This window comes from Comamonas sp. C24C (genome assembly GCF_053345995.1).
Genome location: NZ_JBKFBC010000011.1, coordinates 34606 through 50348, shown reverse-complemented (window position 1 = coordinate 50348; position 15743 = coordinate 34606). Strand labels below are relative to the sequence as shown.

At 64.5% G+C, this 15743-nt stretch carries 14 protein-coding genes; 10 read left to right on the top strand and 4 right to left on the bottom strand.

The features are described 5' to 3' along the window. Positions 1-135 precede the first annotated feature (135 nt). The gene (locus tag ACLBXN_RS19005) at positions 136-2523 is read left to right on the top strand and encodes a membrane-bound PQQ-dependent dehydrogenase, glucose/quinate/shikimate family (protein WP_447613174.1); all 2388 of its coding nucleotides are present in this window, start codon (positions 136-138) and stop codon (positions 2521-2523) included. A 167-nt stretch (positions 2524-2690) separates the two neighbouring features. On the opposite strand, the gene ACLBXN_RS19000 is transcribed toward ACLBXN_RS19005, so the two are convergent. Beyond that, positions 2691-3461, bottom strand: coding sequence for a DsbA family protein (locus tag ACLBXN_RS19000; protein ID WP_447613173.1), 771 nt, complete (start codon positions 3459-3461; stop codon positions 2691-2693). Positions 3462-3606: 145 nt separating this feature from the next. Between ACLBXN_RS19000 and ACLBXN_RS18995 the strand changes: the two genes are divergently transcribed. Together ACLBXN_RS18995 and mnmH are read left to right on the top strand one after the other, a co-directional pair. After that, positions 3607-4149, top strand: a complete 543-nt coding sequence (locus tag ACLBXN_RS18995; protein ID WP_043003794.1) for a retropepsin-like aspartic protease family protein — start codon at positions 3607-3609, stop codon at positions 4147-4149. A 329-nt stretch (positions 4150-4478) separates the two neighbouring features. Next, a complete protein-coding gene (gene mnmH / locus ACLBXN_RS18990) occupies positions 4479-5534 on the top strand; it encodes a tRNA 2-selenouridine(34) synthase MnmH (protein ID WP_447613172.1) in 1056 nt (351 codons plus the stop codon). Between the two features lie 39 nt (positions 5535-5573). Here mnmH and ACLBXN_RS18985 read toward each other — a convergent pair whose 3' ends face one another. Both ACLBXN_RS18985 and ACLBXN_RS18980 read right to left on the bottom strand, forming a co-directional pair. Beyond that, on the bottom strand, positions 5574-6101 hold the full coding sequence (locus ACLBXN_RS18985) for an N-acetyltransferase family protein (protein ID WP_447613171.1): 528 nt from the start codon (positions 6099-6101) through the stop codon (positions 5574-5576). 9 nt (positions 6102-6110) lie between these two features. Next, complete coding sequence (locus ACLBXN_RS18980) at positions 6111-6728, bottom strand: LysE family translocator (RefSeq protein WP_043003791.1); 618 nt, start codon at positions 6726-6728, stop codon at positions 6111-6113. Between the two features lie 134 nt (positions 6729-6862). Between ACLBXN_RS18980 and ACLBXN_RS18975 the strand changes: the two genes are divergently transcribed. Together ACLBXN_RS18975 and ACLBXN_RS18970 are read left to right on the top strand one after the other, a co-directional pair. After that, positions 6863-8350, top strand: a complete 1488-nt coding sequence (locus tag ACLBXN_RS18975) for an aminotransferase-like domain-containing protein (RefSeq protein ID WP_447613170.1) — start codon at positions 6863-6865, stop codon at positions 8348-8350. A gap of 101 nt (positions 8351-8451) precedes the next feature. Further along, the gene (locus ACLBXN_RS18970) at positions 8452-9243 is read left to right on the top strand and encodes a hypothetical protein (protein ID WP_447613169.1); all 792 of its coding nucleotides are present in this window, start codon (positions 8452-8454) and stop codon (positions 9241-9243) included. A gap of 7 nt (positions 9244-9250) precedes the next feature. Here ACLBXN_RS18970 and ACLBXN_RS18965 read toward each other — a convergent pair whose 3' ends face one another. Further along, positions 9251-9586 (bottom strand): cupin domain-containing protein, encoded by a 336-nt coding sequence (locus ACLBXN_RS18965; protein WP_447613168.1) that lies wholly within the window; start codon positions 9584-9586, stop codon positions 9251-9253. 482 nt (positions 9587-10068) lie between these two features. Here ACLBXN_RS18965 and ACLBXN_RS18960 point away from each other — a divergent pair, with 482 nt between their 5' ends. The 5 genes from ACLBXN_RS18960 to ACLBXN_RS18940 all read left to right on the top strand — a co-directional run bounded on the left by ACLBXN_RS18960 (position 10069) and on the right by ACLBXN_RS18940 (position 15741). After that, on the top strand, positions 10069-11055 hold the full coding sequence (locus tag ACLBXN_RS18960; protein WP_447613167.1) for a Bug family tripartite tricarboxylate transporter substrate binding protein: 987 nt from the start codon (positions 10069-10071) through the stop codon (positions 11053-11055). Between the two features lies 1 nt (position 11056). Then, positions 11057-12343, top strand: a complete 1287-nt coding sequence (locus ACLBXN_RS18955) for a CaiB/BaiF CoA transferase family protein (RefSeq protein WP_447613166.1) — start codon at positions 11057-11059, stop codon at positions 12341-12343. Continuing rightward, entirely contained in the window at positions 12328-12720 is a 393-nt protein-coding gene (locus tag ACLBXN_RS18950) for a cupin domain-containing protein (RefSeq protein ID WP_003075812.1), read from the top strand. The genes ACLBXN_RS18955 and ACLBXN_RS18950 overlap by 16 nt, the downstream gene beginning before the upstream one ends. An 82-nt stretch (positions 12721-12802) precedes the next feature. Further along, positions 12803-13966, top strand: coding sequence for an acyl-CoA dehydrogenase family protein (locus ACLBXN_RS18945; RefSeq protein WP_019042041.1), 1164 nt, complete (start codon positions 12803-12805; stop codon positions 13964-13966). An 857-nt stretch (positions 13967-14823) separates the two neighbouring features. Continuing rightward, positions 14824-15741 carry a LysR family transcriptional regulator gene (locus tag ACLBXN_RS18940; RefSeq protein WP_447613165.1) on the top strand — a complete coding sequence of 306 codons (918 nt, stop codon included), beginning with the start codon at positions 14824-14826 and terminating at the stop codon, positions 15739-15741. The last annotated feature ends 2 nt before the right edge of the window (positions 15742-15743 follow it).

Sequence of the window (15743 nt, the reverse complement as noted above, 5' to 3'; positions counted from 1 at the left end):
CGGTGCGTCTTTTTTTGCGCGCGCGAATTCGCGCTTGTAGTCCTGAGGCTGGCGTGCAAACCCTCGAAAGTATGTCGATGTGTATCGGCGTTAAGGCGTGCAATACACAAATGGCAATTAATTTCAGGTGAGGCTATGGCTCCTTCATCCAATGACGGGCGCTGGTACTGGCTTGTGGTGGGGCTGCTGATGCTGCTGATGGGTCTGTACATGACCATAGGCGGCGGCATTCTGCTCGGCAAGGGAGGCAGCTGGTACTTTGTGCTAATGGGGCTGGCGCTGCTGGTCTCGGCGGCATTGCTGCTGGCGCGGCGCAGGGCCGGTGCCCATCTCTATGCGCTGGCCTTTGTGCTGACCCTGATATGGGCCTGGTGGGATGCGGGCTGGGAGTTCTGGCCGCTGGTTTCGCGCCTGATGGTGTTTGCCGTGCTGGGCCTGCTGGTGGCCCTGGGCTATGCACAGCTTGAAGCGGGCAAGCTGGTCATGAATGACTATGGACGCCTGGGCGCTGCCGTATCGGTGGTGGTGCTGGGCCTGGCCATCATCGCGACGGCCGTCAGCGCTTTCTCGCCCAAGGGCGTGATCGCCCCCGAGGTCACCGAGCTGCCATCGCTCGGCTCCATGGAGATCAAGGCCTCGGACTGGACGGACTGGGGGCAGGGCCCCGCAGGCCAGCGCTTCGCAGCCGTCGAGCAGATCAGCCGCAACAATGTCGACAAGCTGGCCGTGGCCTGGACGGCACGCACCGGCGATGTGCCCCAGAGCACGGGCTCGGGCGCCGAAGACCAGAACACGCCGCAGCAGATCGGGGACCGCTTGTATGTCTGCACGGCCTACGGCAAGGTGCTGGCGCTGGATGTGGACACGGGCGAGGAGAAGTGGAAATTCGACCCCGAGGCCAAGTCGCCCAACTGGCAGCGCTGCCGAGGCCTGGCCTACTTTGACGGTAACGAGGCCGCGCCCAGGGCATCGGGCGCGTCCGGCAGGTCCGGTGATGTCGCTGCGGGCTGCCGACGCCGGCTGTTTCTGCCCACCATCGATGCGCGGCTGATTGCGCTTGATCCCGATTCGGGCAAGCCATGCACCGACTTCGGCAAGGACGGTGTGGTGGATCTGACCCAGGGCATGGGCGAGGTCAAGCAGGGCTGGTATCAGCAGACCTCGGCACCGCTGGTGGCCGAGAACCTGGTGATCGTGGGCGGCCGCGTGGCCGACAATTTCTCGACCGACGAGCCCTCGGGCGTGGTGCGCGCTTTTGATGTGCTCAGCGGCAAGCTGGTCTGGGCCTGGGATCCGGGCAATCCCGACATCACCGGGCAGCTGCCGCAGGGGCAGACCTATACGCGCAATTCGCCCAATGTCTGGGGCGGCATGTCCTACGACGCCAGATTGGGCCTGGCCTATCTGGGCACGGGCAATGCGACGCCGGACTTCTATGCGGCCCAGCGCACGCCGGAGATGGAGAAGAACAGCTCCGCCATCGTGGCCATGGACATCAGGACCGGCAAGCCGCGCTGGCTCTACCAGACCGTGCACCACGATCTGTGGGACTTCGACATTCCGTCCCAGCCCGCTTTGGTCGATGTGACCAATGCCCAGGGCGGGGTGGACCCCGCGCTGCTGCAGGTGACCAAGCAGGGCATGATCTTCATGCTCAACCGCGAGACCGGCGAGCCTCTGGCAGAGGTGCAGGAGCTGCCCGTGCCGCAAGGCCATGTACCCGGCGAGCGCTATGCGCCGACCCAGCCACATTCCACGGGCATGCCCAATATCGGCAACCAGACCCTGAAGGAGTCCGATATGTGGGGCGCCACGCCCTTCGATCAGCTGCTGTGCCGCATCGCCTTCAAGGACATGGATCATCAGGGCGTGTTCACGCCGCCGGGCATGGGGCCGACGCTGCAGTTCCCGGGTTCGCTGGGCGGCATGAACTGGGGCAGCGTCTCCATAGACCCGATCACCCAGACCATGTTCGTCAACGATATGCGTCTGGGCCTGGCGAACTACATGATTGCACGCGCTGATATGAAGCCCGGCGCCAGTGGCATCGAGATGGGGGCCGTGCCCCAGGAAGGCACGCCGTTTGGTGCCATGCGCCAGCGCTTTCTGTCGCCGCTGGGCATTCCCTGCCAGAAGCCGCCTTTCGGCACCATGACGGCCGTGGATCTGAAATCGCGCCAGATCAAGTGGCAGGTGCCCGTGGGTACGGTGCGCGACACCGGCCCTCTGGGCATTCCCATGTGGCTGACTATTCCCATCGGCATGCCCACGCTGGGGCCTTCCATGGTCACCAAGTCGGGACTGGTGTTCTTCGCGGGCACGCAGGACTTCTATCTGCGTGCCTTCGACAGCGCCAACGGCAAGGAGATCTGGCGCTCGCGCCTGCCCGTGGGCAGCCAGGGCGGGCCGATGAGCTATGTCTCGCCCCGAACCGGCAGGCAGTATGTGGTGATCACCGCCGGTGGCGCACGCCAGTCGCCCAAGCGCGGTGACTATGTGATCGCCTATGCCCTGCCGCAATAGCGAAGGCAATGGCGACAGGGTGCGGAGTGGTGGGCAGATGGATTAAAAAAAGATAGCTGCTTGCGCTTGATAGATAAGGAATTCAGGTTGAATAATGCCTGAAATCTTTAAATAGCAAGCGCTTTGAGCTATGAATAAAAGAGTATCTGCCACGCTGGCCGCGCCGCTCAGCGCGGTGGTAGCTCGCAGCCGTCGGGGCCGCAACTGGGGTCGCCACTGGCGTCGGTATCGCCGGCCTGCTGCTGGTTGAGCTCGGCAATCTGCTCGGCCCAGTCGGCCAGCTGCTGCTTCCAGCCGTCGACATCGCCCAGCCATTCGCCGATCTCGATGCGCTGCACGGCGCGTTGGCCAGCCTGCTCGGGGTGGTCGAACTCCAGCGCCAGGGTGGGGAAGCCCTGGCCCTGCACCATGCCCAGCCATTCGCGGCTTTCGGCGATATGCTTTTGCGTGGCCGCGCCGCTTTGCTCGGCGTAGGCCGCGTCATAGGCTGCGCTGTCCAGACCGATGCCGGCTGCCAGTTCGCGCAGCACGGCGGGCTCGCTGATGCGGCGGCCCTCCACGTAATGGGCTTTCTGCTCGGCAGCCAGCATCTCCAGGCCCTTGCCGGCCAGCGCTTCGGCGGCCAGCAGGGCCGTGGTCGGGGGCTCGGAATCCAGCGGCGCGCCGATGTCATTGAGCAGGCCGTTGAGATAGGCATCGCCAAAAGGCTGGCCCGTCATTTCGGCAATGCGCTGGTCGCTGGGCATGACTTTGTCGCGCCAGTCTGCGGTGATGGTGCGCGTGTGGGCACCGGTCAGCATGCCGCCAGCATGCCATTGCACGGCGATGCCGGGCACTTCGCGCGCGGCCTTGACCAGCGGGGCGGCGGCATAGCACCAGCCGCACAGGGGATCGAAAATATAGTGCAGCACCAGAGCGGGCAGCTGGGATGTGTTCATGGTTGGACGACCTGCAAGGCCGTTGGATTTTGCAAACAAGCTTCAATGTAAGCGCTGCTCGGGCCGCAGTGTCGCAACCCGGGGGATGACCTTGGCGCCGGTCTTGGCAAAATGGCTGCATTGTCCTCAGCTTCTTTGCCTGTCCATGCGCCTGAATGTCACGCCGCCGCCCCAGTCCTCGCCAGAGTCCGAGCCTTCCCCGCAATCCGTGGCACGGCGCAGCACCATGCTGTTTCTGCTGTTCTGGCTGGTGGTCATGGCCGCGATGTATCTGGCCATGCAGCATTTCCTCAAGCCGGCCCAGGCCAAGGTCCTGGCCGATGGCACGGTGCGCATAGAGCGCGGCATGGACGGGCACTTCCGTGCCAAGGGCTACGTCAACGATCAGCCAGTCACCTTTCTGGTCGATACCGGGGCCACCTCGGTCAGCGTGACCGATGCGCTGGCCGAGCGTGCCGGGCTGGAAGGCGGCGAGAAAGTGCGTTTTCGCACGGCCAACGGCGAACGTGACGGCCGCATCGTCACGGCCGACGAGGTGCGCATTGCCAGCCTGCGTGTGCGCGATGTGCGCGTGGGCACGGGCTACACCGGCGACGACAGCGAAGACGCCTTGCTGGGCCAGAACTTTTTGCGCTTCTTCGATGTTCAGATGAGCGGCGACGAAATGCTGCTGCGTCCGCGCAAGTGAGCAGCGTCAGAGCTGGATTCGGTCCAGGCCCGGGTGCGCCGGGTTTTGCTTGCCGGCGCTGAAGCAGGTCGCCACATCTGCGAAAATGCAGCACACAGGGAATGACCGCAGCGGGCAAGCTTGCCGCAGCGGTTGTGCGTATCGAGGCTCGATCCACGCCCATGCTTCGTGGCCTGCCGGGCTCCATCGTTGGATGAGGCGGCAGGTTTTTCATGTTGCCGAGCCTCAAGTCGAATCGCAGCCCATCGCGATTGCCGCTTCACGCCCGAGCACACGCCATTTGCCCGGCGGCCATGCAGGCCGTCAGGCGCAGCCATGGATAGTCTGCCGTGTCCCACCGCCAGCCCGTTCGCGTTCCTGAACGCCACCAGTTCGATGCCCTGATCGATGCCCGCTCGCCGGCCGAGTTCGCGCTTGACCATATTCCGGGCTCCATCAACTGTCCGGTACTGAGCAATGCCGAGCGCGCCGAGATCGGCACCATTTACAAGCAGGTCAGCCCCTTCGAGGCCAAGCGTCTGGGCGCAGCCTATGTGTCGGCCAATCTGGCGCGCCATCTGCGCGAAACCTTTGCCGACAAGCCCGCCAACTGGAAGCCCCTGGTCTATTGCTGGCGCGGCGGCCTGCGCAGCGGCTCCATGGTGACCTGGCTGCGTCTGGTCGGCTGGGATGCCCAGCAGCTGGCCGGCGGCTACAAGGCGTTTCGCGGCCATGTGATCGCGCAGATCGAAAGCCTGGTGCCGCAGCTGCAGATGCGGGTGCTGTGCGGCGCCACCGGCTCGGCCAAGACGCGCGTGCTGCATGCGCTGGCCCAGAGCGGCGAGCAGGTGCTGGACCTGGAGGGCTATGCCAGCCACAAGGGCTCCTTGCTGGGCGGTCTGCCCGGCATAGAGCAGCCCAGCCAGAAGCGTTTCGAGACCCTGATTGCCGAGCAGCTGGAGACCTTCGATCTCTCGCGCCCCGTCTATGTGGAAGGCGAGAGCGCCAAGATCGGCCGTGTCGGCTTGCCGCTGGTGCTGGTGCAGCATCTGCACAAGGCGCCGGTCATCGAGGTGCGTGCCACGGCTGCCGCACGGCTGTCCTATCTGCTGCGCGACTATGCCTATCTGGGCGACGATCCCGAAATGCTGGCCACCAAGCTGGGCTGGCTCAAGGAGCTGCAGGGCAAGGAGGCCGTGGGCCGCTGGCAGCAATGGGCGCGGGCCGGGGAGCTGTCTGCGCTTTTCGAGGAACTGATGCAGCGCCACTATGACCCGCACTACGAGCGCTCCCAGTCGAATCACTTCGAGCAATGGCCCAAACGCCAGGTGCTGGAGACCGACCAGCTCTCGGACGAGGCCATCGCCGGTCTGGCGCAGCAGATCATTGCGATGCAGGCCCGCTGAGTCAGGTCGCCTGTTCACTGCAAGCGGCTTGACCAGCCGTCAGGGGCTGGCCTGAGGCTGGCTCAGCTCCTGCACCATCAGCACTTCGTCAAAGTACTCGCCGCCCACATAGAGGGCCGCAGGCTCTAGCCCGTAGGCGCGAAAGCCCGCTTGTTCGTACAGGCGCAGCGCCTTGTCGTTGCCAGCATTGCAGCCCAGCATCAGCTGGCGCAGCTTCAGCACTCTGCCGTGGGCCACGGCCACCTCTAGCAGATCGCGGGCCAGGCCCCGAGCACGCGCCGGTGCAGCCACATACATGGCAAAGAGATGGCCTTTGTGCGCGGTCTTCTCTCCCTGGTCGCGATGCAAGCCCAGGCTGGCGCAGAGTCTGCCGTCTGCATCAAAGCCTCCCCACATGGCTTGGCCCAGGGCGCCGCTGAAGCGGCTCAGCAGCTGCGCATCGCCGAGTGCCTGCTCGGTTGCGGGCGTGGCGCCGAAGGCTTCGGGGTATTCGGTCAGAGCCTGCAGTCGCAGGGCTCGATAACTGCAAAGATCGGACTCGCTCAGCTGGCGTATGGCATAGGACATGGGCCGAGTTTAGACATGCTCGGCAAAGATGGGCACCAGCGACAGCAGCAGCAGGCCGGCCATCACGCCGTTGAACATGCGCAGGGCCTGTGGCGTGCGCAGTGCGCGCCCCACGGTGCTGCCGAACAGGGTCCAGACGCTGATGCTGGGGTAGTTGACCAGGCCCAGCACCAAGGCCGACAGCATCAGATTGACAAAAAAGCCTTCGCGCGGCGTGTAGGTTGCGACCACACCCACTGCCATGATCCAGGCCTTGGGGTTGACCCACTGGAAGGCAGCGGCCTGCCAGAAGCCGAACGGACGGTTGCCCGACTGGCCCTGGTCCACGCCGCCGGCACGGGCGATTTTCCAGGCCAGCCAGATCAGATAGGCCGCGCCCACATATTTGAGCAGGGTGTAGATGCGCGGCTCGGCCTCGAACAGCTTGCCCAGGCCCGCGCCGATCAGCAGCACCATGATGACCACGCCCAGGCAGATGCCCAGCATATGCGGCACGCTGCGGCGGTAGCCGAAAGTGGCCCCCGAGGCCGTCAGCATCACATTGTTGGGGCCGGGCGTCACGGAGCTGACAAAGGCAAACATGGCCAGTGGCAGGATGAAGGCTGAGGATTCAGGCAGGAATGACATGGTGAACCTTGGGGCGACAGAAGCGTTGTGCCTCTATGCTAAGCTTGGATATCAGTACACTATCAGTGCACTTTTGCAGGCCAGTTGATGAGCTGGCCTGCTCTAATTGACCTGACACTTTGAGAAAGCGCCCGATGCTGGATGCACAGATCGACGGCGGGGCAGCGGCCCCGGCAACATTGCCCGTGGCCGGGACGGGATCCATGGGCTGGCAACCCATGCGCTCCAGTGCGGTGGGACTGGTGGATCAACTGGTCGAGCATTTCGGAGGCCTGATCCGCAACCATGGCCTGCGCGTGGGCGTGCGCCTGCCTTCGGTGCGGGCGCTGGCGGAAAACGCCGGTGTCAGCCGCGACACCGTGGTCCAGGCCTATGACAAGCTGGCGGCCCAGGGTCTGCTGCAGTCGCGGCGCGGCAGCGGCTTTTATGTGGCGGCCCAGCGCCGTGTGATGGAGCCTGCGGCCGCCGCTGCAGCGTCGGCGCAGCCGGCGGACTTTGACACCGCCTATCTGCTGCGCGGCATTTTTCGCGACGATAGTGCGGGCACCGGAGGCGCGGGCTGTCTGCCTTCGAGCTGGATGGATCAGGGTCTGATCACCGGCGCCATGCGCGCCATCACCCGCAACAATGCGCGCGCCGAGCAGAGCTTTCTCAGCTATGGCCACCCACAAGGCTTTTTGCCGCTGCGTCAGCAGATCGCCTCGAATCTGCAAGCCCACGAGGTGCCGGCCCATCCCGAGGCCAATCTCATGACGGTAGGCGGGGTGACCCATGGCCTGGATCTGGTCGTGCGCTGTTTTCTCAAGCCCGGCGATACCGTGCTGGTCGAAGACCCGGCCTGGTTCCTGATCTTCGGGCGGCTCAAGTACATGGGCGTGAATGTGGTCGGCGTGCCGCGCCTGCCCGGCGGGCCCGATGTGGCGGCCCTGGCATCGCTGGCCCAGAGCCACAAGCCAAAGCTCTTCATCCTCAACACGGCGGTGCACAACCCCACGGGGCTGAGCCTGTCTGCCGGCGTGGCCCACGAGGTGCTGCGCATTGCCGAGCGCCATGATTTCCTGCTCGTCGAGGACGATACCTATGCCGAGTTTCTGGGCGCCATGCCGCTGCGGCTGGCGGCCATGGACAGATTGCAGCGCGTGATTCTGGTGGGCGGCTATTCCAAGACCTTGTCGGGTGGCCTGCGCGTGGGCTATATCGCGACCAAGCCCGAGTATGTGCACCGGCTCACCGACATGAAGCTGCTGGCGGGGCTGACCTCTTCGCTGCCGGCGGAGCAGATCGTCCACCATATTCTGGCCGACGGTTCCTTTCGCAAGCATGTGGACCGGTTGCGTGAGCGCGTGGACCGTGCGCGCGGGCGCTGTCTGCGCAAGCTCGAAGCGCTGGGCTGTCATGCGGAGTACGAACCCGTGGCCGGCACCTTTGCCTGGGTGGACTGCGGCGTGGATACCGAGGTGCTGGCGCGTCAGGCGGCGCTGAGCAATCTGCTGCTGGCACCGGGCCTGCTGTTTTCGCCGCAGCAGGCAACGAGCAGCAAGCTGCGCGTGCCCGTGGCGATGGCCGACCAGGCCGAGCCGTGGCGGGTGCTGGAGCAGATCCTCAGGCAGCTACGCAAATAGCGTCCTGGCCGGTGAGCAGGCCCGGGCCTTGTTCACGATTGATAACAATCGCGCGCCTTCGGCGTGACTGAGCCGGCAGCATCTGCTGTTATGTTTGTAGCATGACAGCAGCACGAGCTTTGCCCCTTGCCGCCGCAGGCCACTGCACGCGCGATCCTCAGCGCGGCGGCTCGCGCATGGGGCTGCGGCTGCTGTCAGGGCTGGTGCTGTGCAGTCTGGCTGCTTGTTCCAGTGCCCCCACGAATCATGGCGAAGTAAAGGGCGAGAACTTTCACTCGCGCGAGCTGCTGCAGTCCGACAGCAACCGCATGGCGACGCTGGCCATGAAGGAGAACCTGGAGAGCCTGTTCCTCATCATGGACAAGCTCTACCGCCGCAATCCCGCCGAATGGAGAAAGACCGCCTCCAGCCGGGAAGCGGCCATGACCTATGTGCGCATTGCCGTCATGGAGCGCCAGCCCTGGCATGAACTGCAGGACAAGCGCGACGTGGCGGCGCTGTCCCTGGCCTTGCAGCCCGAGTTTGCCGGGGACCGGGTCGCGGCCTTCGTACATGCTGCCGCCGATATGCTGATCACCGCGCATGGCGGGCGAACCAGCTTCACGCTGATCGACGGGCTGGACCCGCAGCATGTCTTCAATGCGGCGCGCAATCTGGAGATTGCCAACTGGATCCTCAACTCGCGCAAGGCCCCCGGCGGAAAGCCCTTGCTGCTATCGAACCAGATAGCAGAAGAGGGGCGCAATCTGAGCTTCGAGCGCGAGATGGGCAAGATCATCGGCCGGCTGGATCTGGTGGCGGACTACACCACCGAGCGCTACCGGCGCTCCGTCATCGGCTATGCCCAGGGCCTGCTTGCCGGCCCGTTCATGCAGTTTTTGCCTGTTCGATAGAAATTCTTCAGGCCTCACAGAGCACGATGGTGGCAATCGCAGACGAGTCTTCCATGGCACGCACGGCGTGGGGCATATTGGCTGGCAGATGTATGAGTTGCTTGGGGCCCAGTTCATGTACGGTCTGACCGATGAGAACCTCGAGCCGACCTTCCAGGCATTGCAGGCTGACGCTGCCAGGTACGCGATGCGGCGGCAGCGACTGGCCCGAGCGCAGCACGACGCGAATGACTTCCAGATCTTCCGCCTTGAAGAGCACGCTCGAGTGAGCGGCTGAAAGCCTGGCTCCGTAAGGAGCGACATCCAGAGCTTGGTGGGTGGGCGTGGAGTGGATATGGTCCATGACAGCACCTGAGCGAAAGCGGTAATAACGCATTCTCCCCCGAGCGTGGCCCAAGTTCAATCACCGTTTTGTGACAGCGCTGTAGGGCATCAGGCCTTATCGCCTCGCTTCGTTGCTCATCAGCGCTGGTCAGTGCATATCACCCAGGTCCGGGGGCGCTCGCTGCGATCATGCAACTGCCGTAGATTCTCTGCAGGCATGGGACTGAAGCCCGATCTAGCATTGATCGCAGGCCGAGCACGGGTTGCTGCGGCCACCCCAAAGGCATAAGGGCTGCGGACGCAGGTACGGATCCGGCTCATTTCGCCCCGGAAGGGGAAGCGAAGCGCCGCGTCCAGCGGGAGCGAATGCACAGCAGGAGTGAGTGATTGGCAAATCGAATCATTCACTCTGTTTAAACAATTGGACTTGAATGCTTGAACGCCTCAGCATGCACAGCAGGCACCGGATACAGGTGCCGCAGCCTGAACAAGGAGACAAGCATGAACAAGCGATTCTTACTGCGCGCCTGTGCCAGCGCAGCCCTGGCAGCCACCATGGGCATTGGCCTTGCGGGGACGGCGCTGGCGCAGGAGGGCTATCCGGCGGCCCCCATCACGCTGGTGGTGCCGTTTGCCGCGGGCAGCGGCACCGATGCGGTGGCCCGCGTGGTGGCCAACAAGCTGGGCGAGCGGCTCAAGCAGCCCGTGGTGGTGGACAACCGGGCCGGGGCCAATGCCCAGATTGCAGCCGCGCATGTGGTCAAGGCCAAGCCGGACGGCTATACGCTGTTCATGACCACCAACACCTCGCATTCGGCCAACCCCTGGCTGGCCAAGGGCCTCAAGTACGACCCCATCAAGGACTTCACGCCCGTGGCTCGCGTGGGCGAGCTGCCATTCGCGCTGGTGGTCCATCCCTCGGTGCCTGCAAAGACTGTGGCCGAGCTGATTGCCTATGCCAAGTCGCATCCGGACAAGCTCTCCTACGGCACGCCCAACAGCACCTCGCTGGTGGCTTCGGAAACCTTCAAATACATCACCGGTACGCAGATCACCGGCGTGCCCTACAAGTCCAGCCCGCAGGCATTGACCGATGTGATGGGCAACCAGATCCAGATGTATGTGGCCGACCTGGGTTCGGCCTGGGGCACGCTCAAGACCGAGCGCGTGCGCACGCTGGCCGTGACGGCGGCCAAAGGATCGCAGCTGCTGCCCAATGTGCCGGCCATCGGCAAGACGCTGCCGGGTTTCGACATCACCTCGTGGAATGGCATCTTCGGCCCGGCCGGCATGCCCAAGGCCATAGCCGAGCGCATCAACGGCGAGCTGCAGCTCATTCTCAAGGACAAGGCCGTGCAGGAGCAACTGGCCCAGGTCGGCTTTGAAGTCTGGCCCACGGCCACGCCCGACGAGTTCGCGCTCTATGTGAAGGAGCAGCTGGCCAAATGGGGGCAACTGGTCAAGCAGGCCGGCATCGAGGCGCAGTGATATGACGAGCATGCACAGCGATAGCCGTCAGGCTGTGGGTACTTCAGCCGGGCCATTGGCAGGCGTCAGGATCGTGGACATGACCTCGGTGATCATGGGGCCGTTTGCCACGCAGATTCTGGCCGCCCTGGGCGCCGATGTGATCAAGGTGGAGTCACCCGAGGGCGACAACATGCGCCATGTAGGCCCCATGCGAAACCCCGGCATGGGCCCCATTTTTCTGCAGGCCAACCAGGGCAAGCGCTCGGTGGTGCTGGATCTCAAGCAGGCCGAAGCGCGCCAGGCGCTGCTGCAACTGCTGGCCGATGCCGATGTCTTCATCAGCAATGTGCGGCCTCAGGCCATGGCCAGACTCGGCCTGGACTGGCAGACACTGGAGCAGAGCCATCCGCGGCTGATTCATGTGAGTTGCTGCGGCTTCGATCAGGCCGGCCCCTATGCGGCCAAGCCGGCCTACGACGACCTGATCCAGGGCGCGACTGGCGTGCCCTGGCTGGCCCAGCAGTACGGCGGTGGCGAGCCGTCCTATGCGCCCATGACGCTGGGCGACCGGGTCACGGGCCTGCATGCGGTCTATGCGGTCACGGCTGCGTTGTATGCGCGCGAGAAGAGCGGCCAGGGCCAGGCGGTGGTCGTGCCCATGTTCGAGGCCATGACGCAGTTCATCCTCGGCGATCACATGGCGGGGCTGAGCTTCGAGCCGCCGCTGGGCGATGCCGGCTATGCGCGGCTGCTGACACGCCATCGCAAGCCCTACCGCACCAGCGACGGCCATCTCTGCGTGCTGATCTACAACGACAAGCACTGGCACAGCTTCTTCAACGCCATAGGGCAGGGCGAGCGCATGCGTGAGCCCATGTTTGCCACCCACGGCCAGCGCGCAGCGAATATCGATGCCGTCTATGCCGAGGTGGCAAGCCTGATGCGCGAGCGCAGCACGGCCGAGTGGCGCGCGCTGCTCGATGCGGCCGACGTGCCGAATATGCCCATGGCCTCGCCCGAGGACTTGCTGGCCGACCCCCACCATGCGGCCACGGGCTTTGTGCGCGAGATCGAGCATCCCAGCGAGGGGCGGCTGCGCACCACGGCCAATCCCACGCAGTGGAGCGCAACGCCCCCGGGCCGCGAGGCCAGTGCGGCGCCGCAACTGGGCCAGCACACGCTGCAGGTGCTGCGTGAAGTGGGTCTGGACCAGACGCAGATCACCGCGCTGCAGGCCAGCGGTGGCTGCATGCAGGCTTCATCATCCAACGATAAAAGAGAGACAGACATATGCCCCGCTATCTGATCCGCGAGCAGGACGTACAGGGATACAGCCCCGCCAACCACCACGGCACGGTGAACCGGCGCCTCGTCAGCCAGGCCAATGTCGGTGCGCAGCATATGGAAGTGGTGCTCGGAACGCTGGAAAAAGGCGGCGGTGCGCTGCCGCATGCCCACCCGGGCATGGAGCAGGCCTGCTATCTGCTGGACGGCACGGCCGAGGTGGAGGTGCAAAGCCAGGGCCAGACCGAGCGCTTTGCCATGCAGGCGGGCGATACCTGCTTCTTCCCTGAGGACTGCATGCATGTGTTTCGCGTCACCAGCGACACGCCCGTGCGTCTGCTGGTCATCTACAGCCCGCCCTATGGCGAGAATCCGGCACGCGTGCGCCGGCCTGATTGATAAAAATAATAGCTGATAGCGCTTGTACGACGGGCGTTTGAGGCGGATTTCATTGAAATTTAACCGATAGAGAGAAGCCGCCATGGATTTTTTATGGAGCGCCGAGCAGGAACAGATCCGGGATGCCGTGCAGCGGGCCTGCGCGCCTTTCGACGATGACTACTGGCTGAAGAAGGACAGGGACGGCGGCTTTCCGCACGACTTCCACCAGGCCCTGGCCGAAGCCGGCTGGCTGGGCATTGCCATGCCCGAGGAGTTCGGCGGCGCGGGTCTTGGCATTACCGAAGCGGCGCTGATGATGCACACCATCTCGGCCACGGGTGCGGGCCTGTCGGGCGCATCGGCCGTGCACATGAATATCTTCGGTCTGCACCCGGCCGTGGTCTTCGGCACGGACGAGCAAAGACAGCGCTGGCTGCCGCCGCTGATCGCGGGCCGGGACAAGGCCTGCTTCGGCGTGACCGAACCCAATGCCGGACTCAACACCCTCAAGCTGCAGACCCGTGCCGTGCGCGAAGGCGATGTCTATGTGGTGCACGGGCAGAAGGTCTTCATCTCCACGGCCCAGGTGGCCAACAAGATATTGCTGCTGGCTCGTACCAGGCCCGTGGAGGAGTGCAAGGGCACCGAGGGCCTGTCGCTGTTCTACACCGACCTGGACCGCAGTCGCATCGCCGTGACCGAGATCGAGAAGATGGGTCGCAAATGCGTGGACACCAACCAGCTCTTCATCGACGGTCTGCGCATCCCGGTGCAGGACCGCATTGGCGAGGAGGGCAAGGGCTTTTCGTACATCTTGCACGGCCTCAACCCTGAGCGCATCCTGATCGCGGCCGAAGCCGTGGGCCTGGGCCGTGCGGCCCTGGCGCGTGCCACACAGTATGCGAACGAACGCGTGGTCTTCGACCGGCCCATAGGCCAGAACCAGGGCGTGCAGCACCCGTTGGCCCAGGCCTGGATGGGCCTGGAGGCCGCACACCTGATGGTGCAGAAGGCCGCCTTCCTCTACGACAAAGGCTTGCCCTGCGGCGCCGAGGCCAATGCCGCCAAGTACCTGGCCGCTGAAGCCTGCGCCAAGGCCTGCGAGACCGCCATCTTCACGCACGGCGGCATGGGCTATGCCAAGGAGTTCCATGTGGAGCGCTATATGCGCGAGTCGTGGATTCCGCGCCTGGCGCCCGTGAGCCCGCAGCTCATCATGTGCTTTATTGCGGAGAAGGTGCTGGGATTGCCCAAGTCGTATTGATGGGCCGAGCGGCAGGGGATGGAGGGTCGAGCCAATGACCCGATTGACCTTTCTTCGCCAAAGTCAGAGGGCGGGTCTCGGCCCGCCAGCCGCCTCACTTTCTTGCTTGTGACGGAAGGCCGCCCCCAAGAAAGTAAGCAAAGAACACAGCCCCGCTGCCCCGTCCCTGCGGGCAACCTGCGTCGTCAAGCTCTTGCGGCTGTGCGGCCCAACTCGCTGCGCGTGCCTTGCACGCTTCGCTCAGACAGACGGCCGCAGATTGGATGACGATGCAGCTGCACTCTGCGGTGCAACTGGGCGCCGCAAGAGCTTGTCGTTGCAGGCGTGGGCACAAGGGGCGAGACCAACAACCGGCTTCGTCCCAATTCTTACAGGCCGCCCGTATCCACCCGTGTGTCTGCGCCTGCGGCACGCGGTTCAGGCTGCGGGCAACACTGTCGCAGGACAGCGTTGCATCGTGAACTGGCTTGCCGCCGTCTGTCTGAGCGAAGCGGGGTGCCGCGCGGCGAGTTGGGCGGCACCGCAGCCTGAATGGCGTGACGCAGGTTTGCCCGCAGCGAAGCGCAGGGACGCTGACGGTAGGGAGGCGCTCTTTGCTTACTTTCTGACGCGTCAGAAAGTAAGTCGCCCGCCGGGGCGAAATCCCGGCGTGGCTGGCAAGGCTCTGTCGTTGGCGACAAATCTGCTGGCTGTTTTGATAGCTGCTTGCGCAAGCTGTGAAAGGGCTAGAGGCTGAACTGAATTTTCTATTGCAGCTACATGACCGCAGGAGATGGTGAGCGAGACACATGACCCACCGAGGCGAACTCCCGGTGTCTTGCCGCATCGAGTATGGTCTTGGCCAAACTTTGCGAATCATGATGAAAACCCATTTGCTGCGTTACTTTGTGGTTCTGGCCGAGGAGCTGCACTTCGGCCGGGCCGCCCAGCGCCTGTGCATCACCCAGCCGCCGCTGAGCATGGCGCTCAAGGCGCTGGAGCAGGACCTGGGCACGGTACTCATGGAGCGCGACGCCAAGAACGTGAAGCTCACGCCGGCAGGCGAGGCCTTTTTGCATGAGGCGCGCAAGGTGCTGGCCCAGCTCCAGCATGCGGCCGAGGTGGTGCGCGGTGTGGCCCAGGGCTTGCAGGGGCGGCTGGACATCGGAATCACGGGGTCCATGGTCTACCGGCAGGTGCCTGGGTTCTGCCGGGCCTTTCGCGCCGAGCGCCCGCTGGTCGAGCTATGCCTGCACGAGATGTCGACGCGCGACCAGCTGCAGGCCATTGCCAGCGGGCAGATCGACTGTGGCTTTCTCAACATCGGCACGCCGCACGACGATATGCGCACGATGTCCATAGGCGAGGAGCCTTTTGTCTGCTGCCTGCCCAGCGACCATGCGCTGGCCCAGCGCGGCGAAATCGATCTGCGCGAACTGGCCCAGGACACTTTTGTCATGTTTGCGCGCGAGGTGGCGCCGGCCAACTACGACAACGTCATCGCCTGTCTGCAGCAGGCCGGCATCCATCCCCATACACGCCATGCCGCGCGCCAGTGGCTGACCGTCATGGCTCTGGTTTCGGCCGGGCAGGGGGTGGCCCTGGTGCCTGCCTGCATGCAGACCGTGGGCATGAACGGCGTGCGCTTTGCGGCGCTGCGCGGCAGCCGGGTGACCACGCCGGCCGTGCTGGCCTGGCGGCCACAGGGCATGCCGGCCGTGCTCGAGGCCTTTGTGGCCAGTGTTCAGAACCTGGTGGAAGCCGGGCAGCCAGGACTCTTGAACGGAGTCCGTTAACC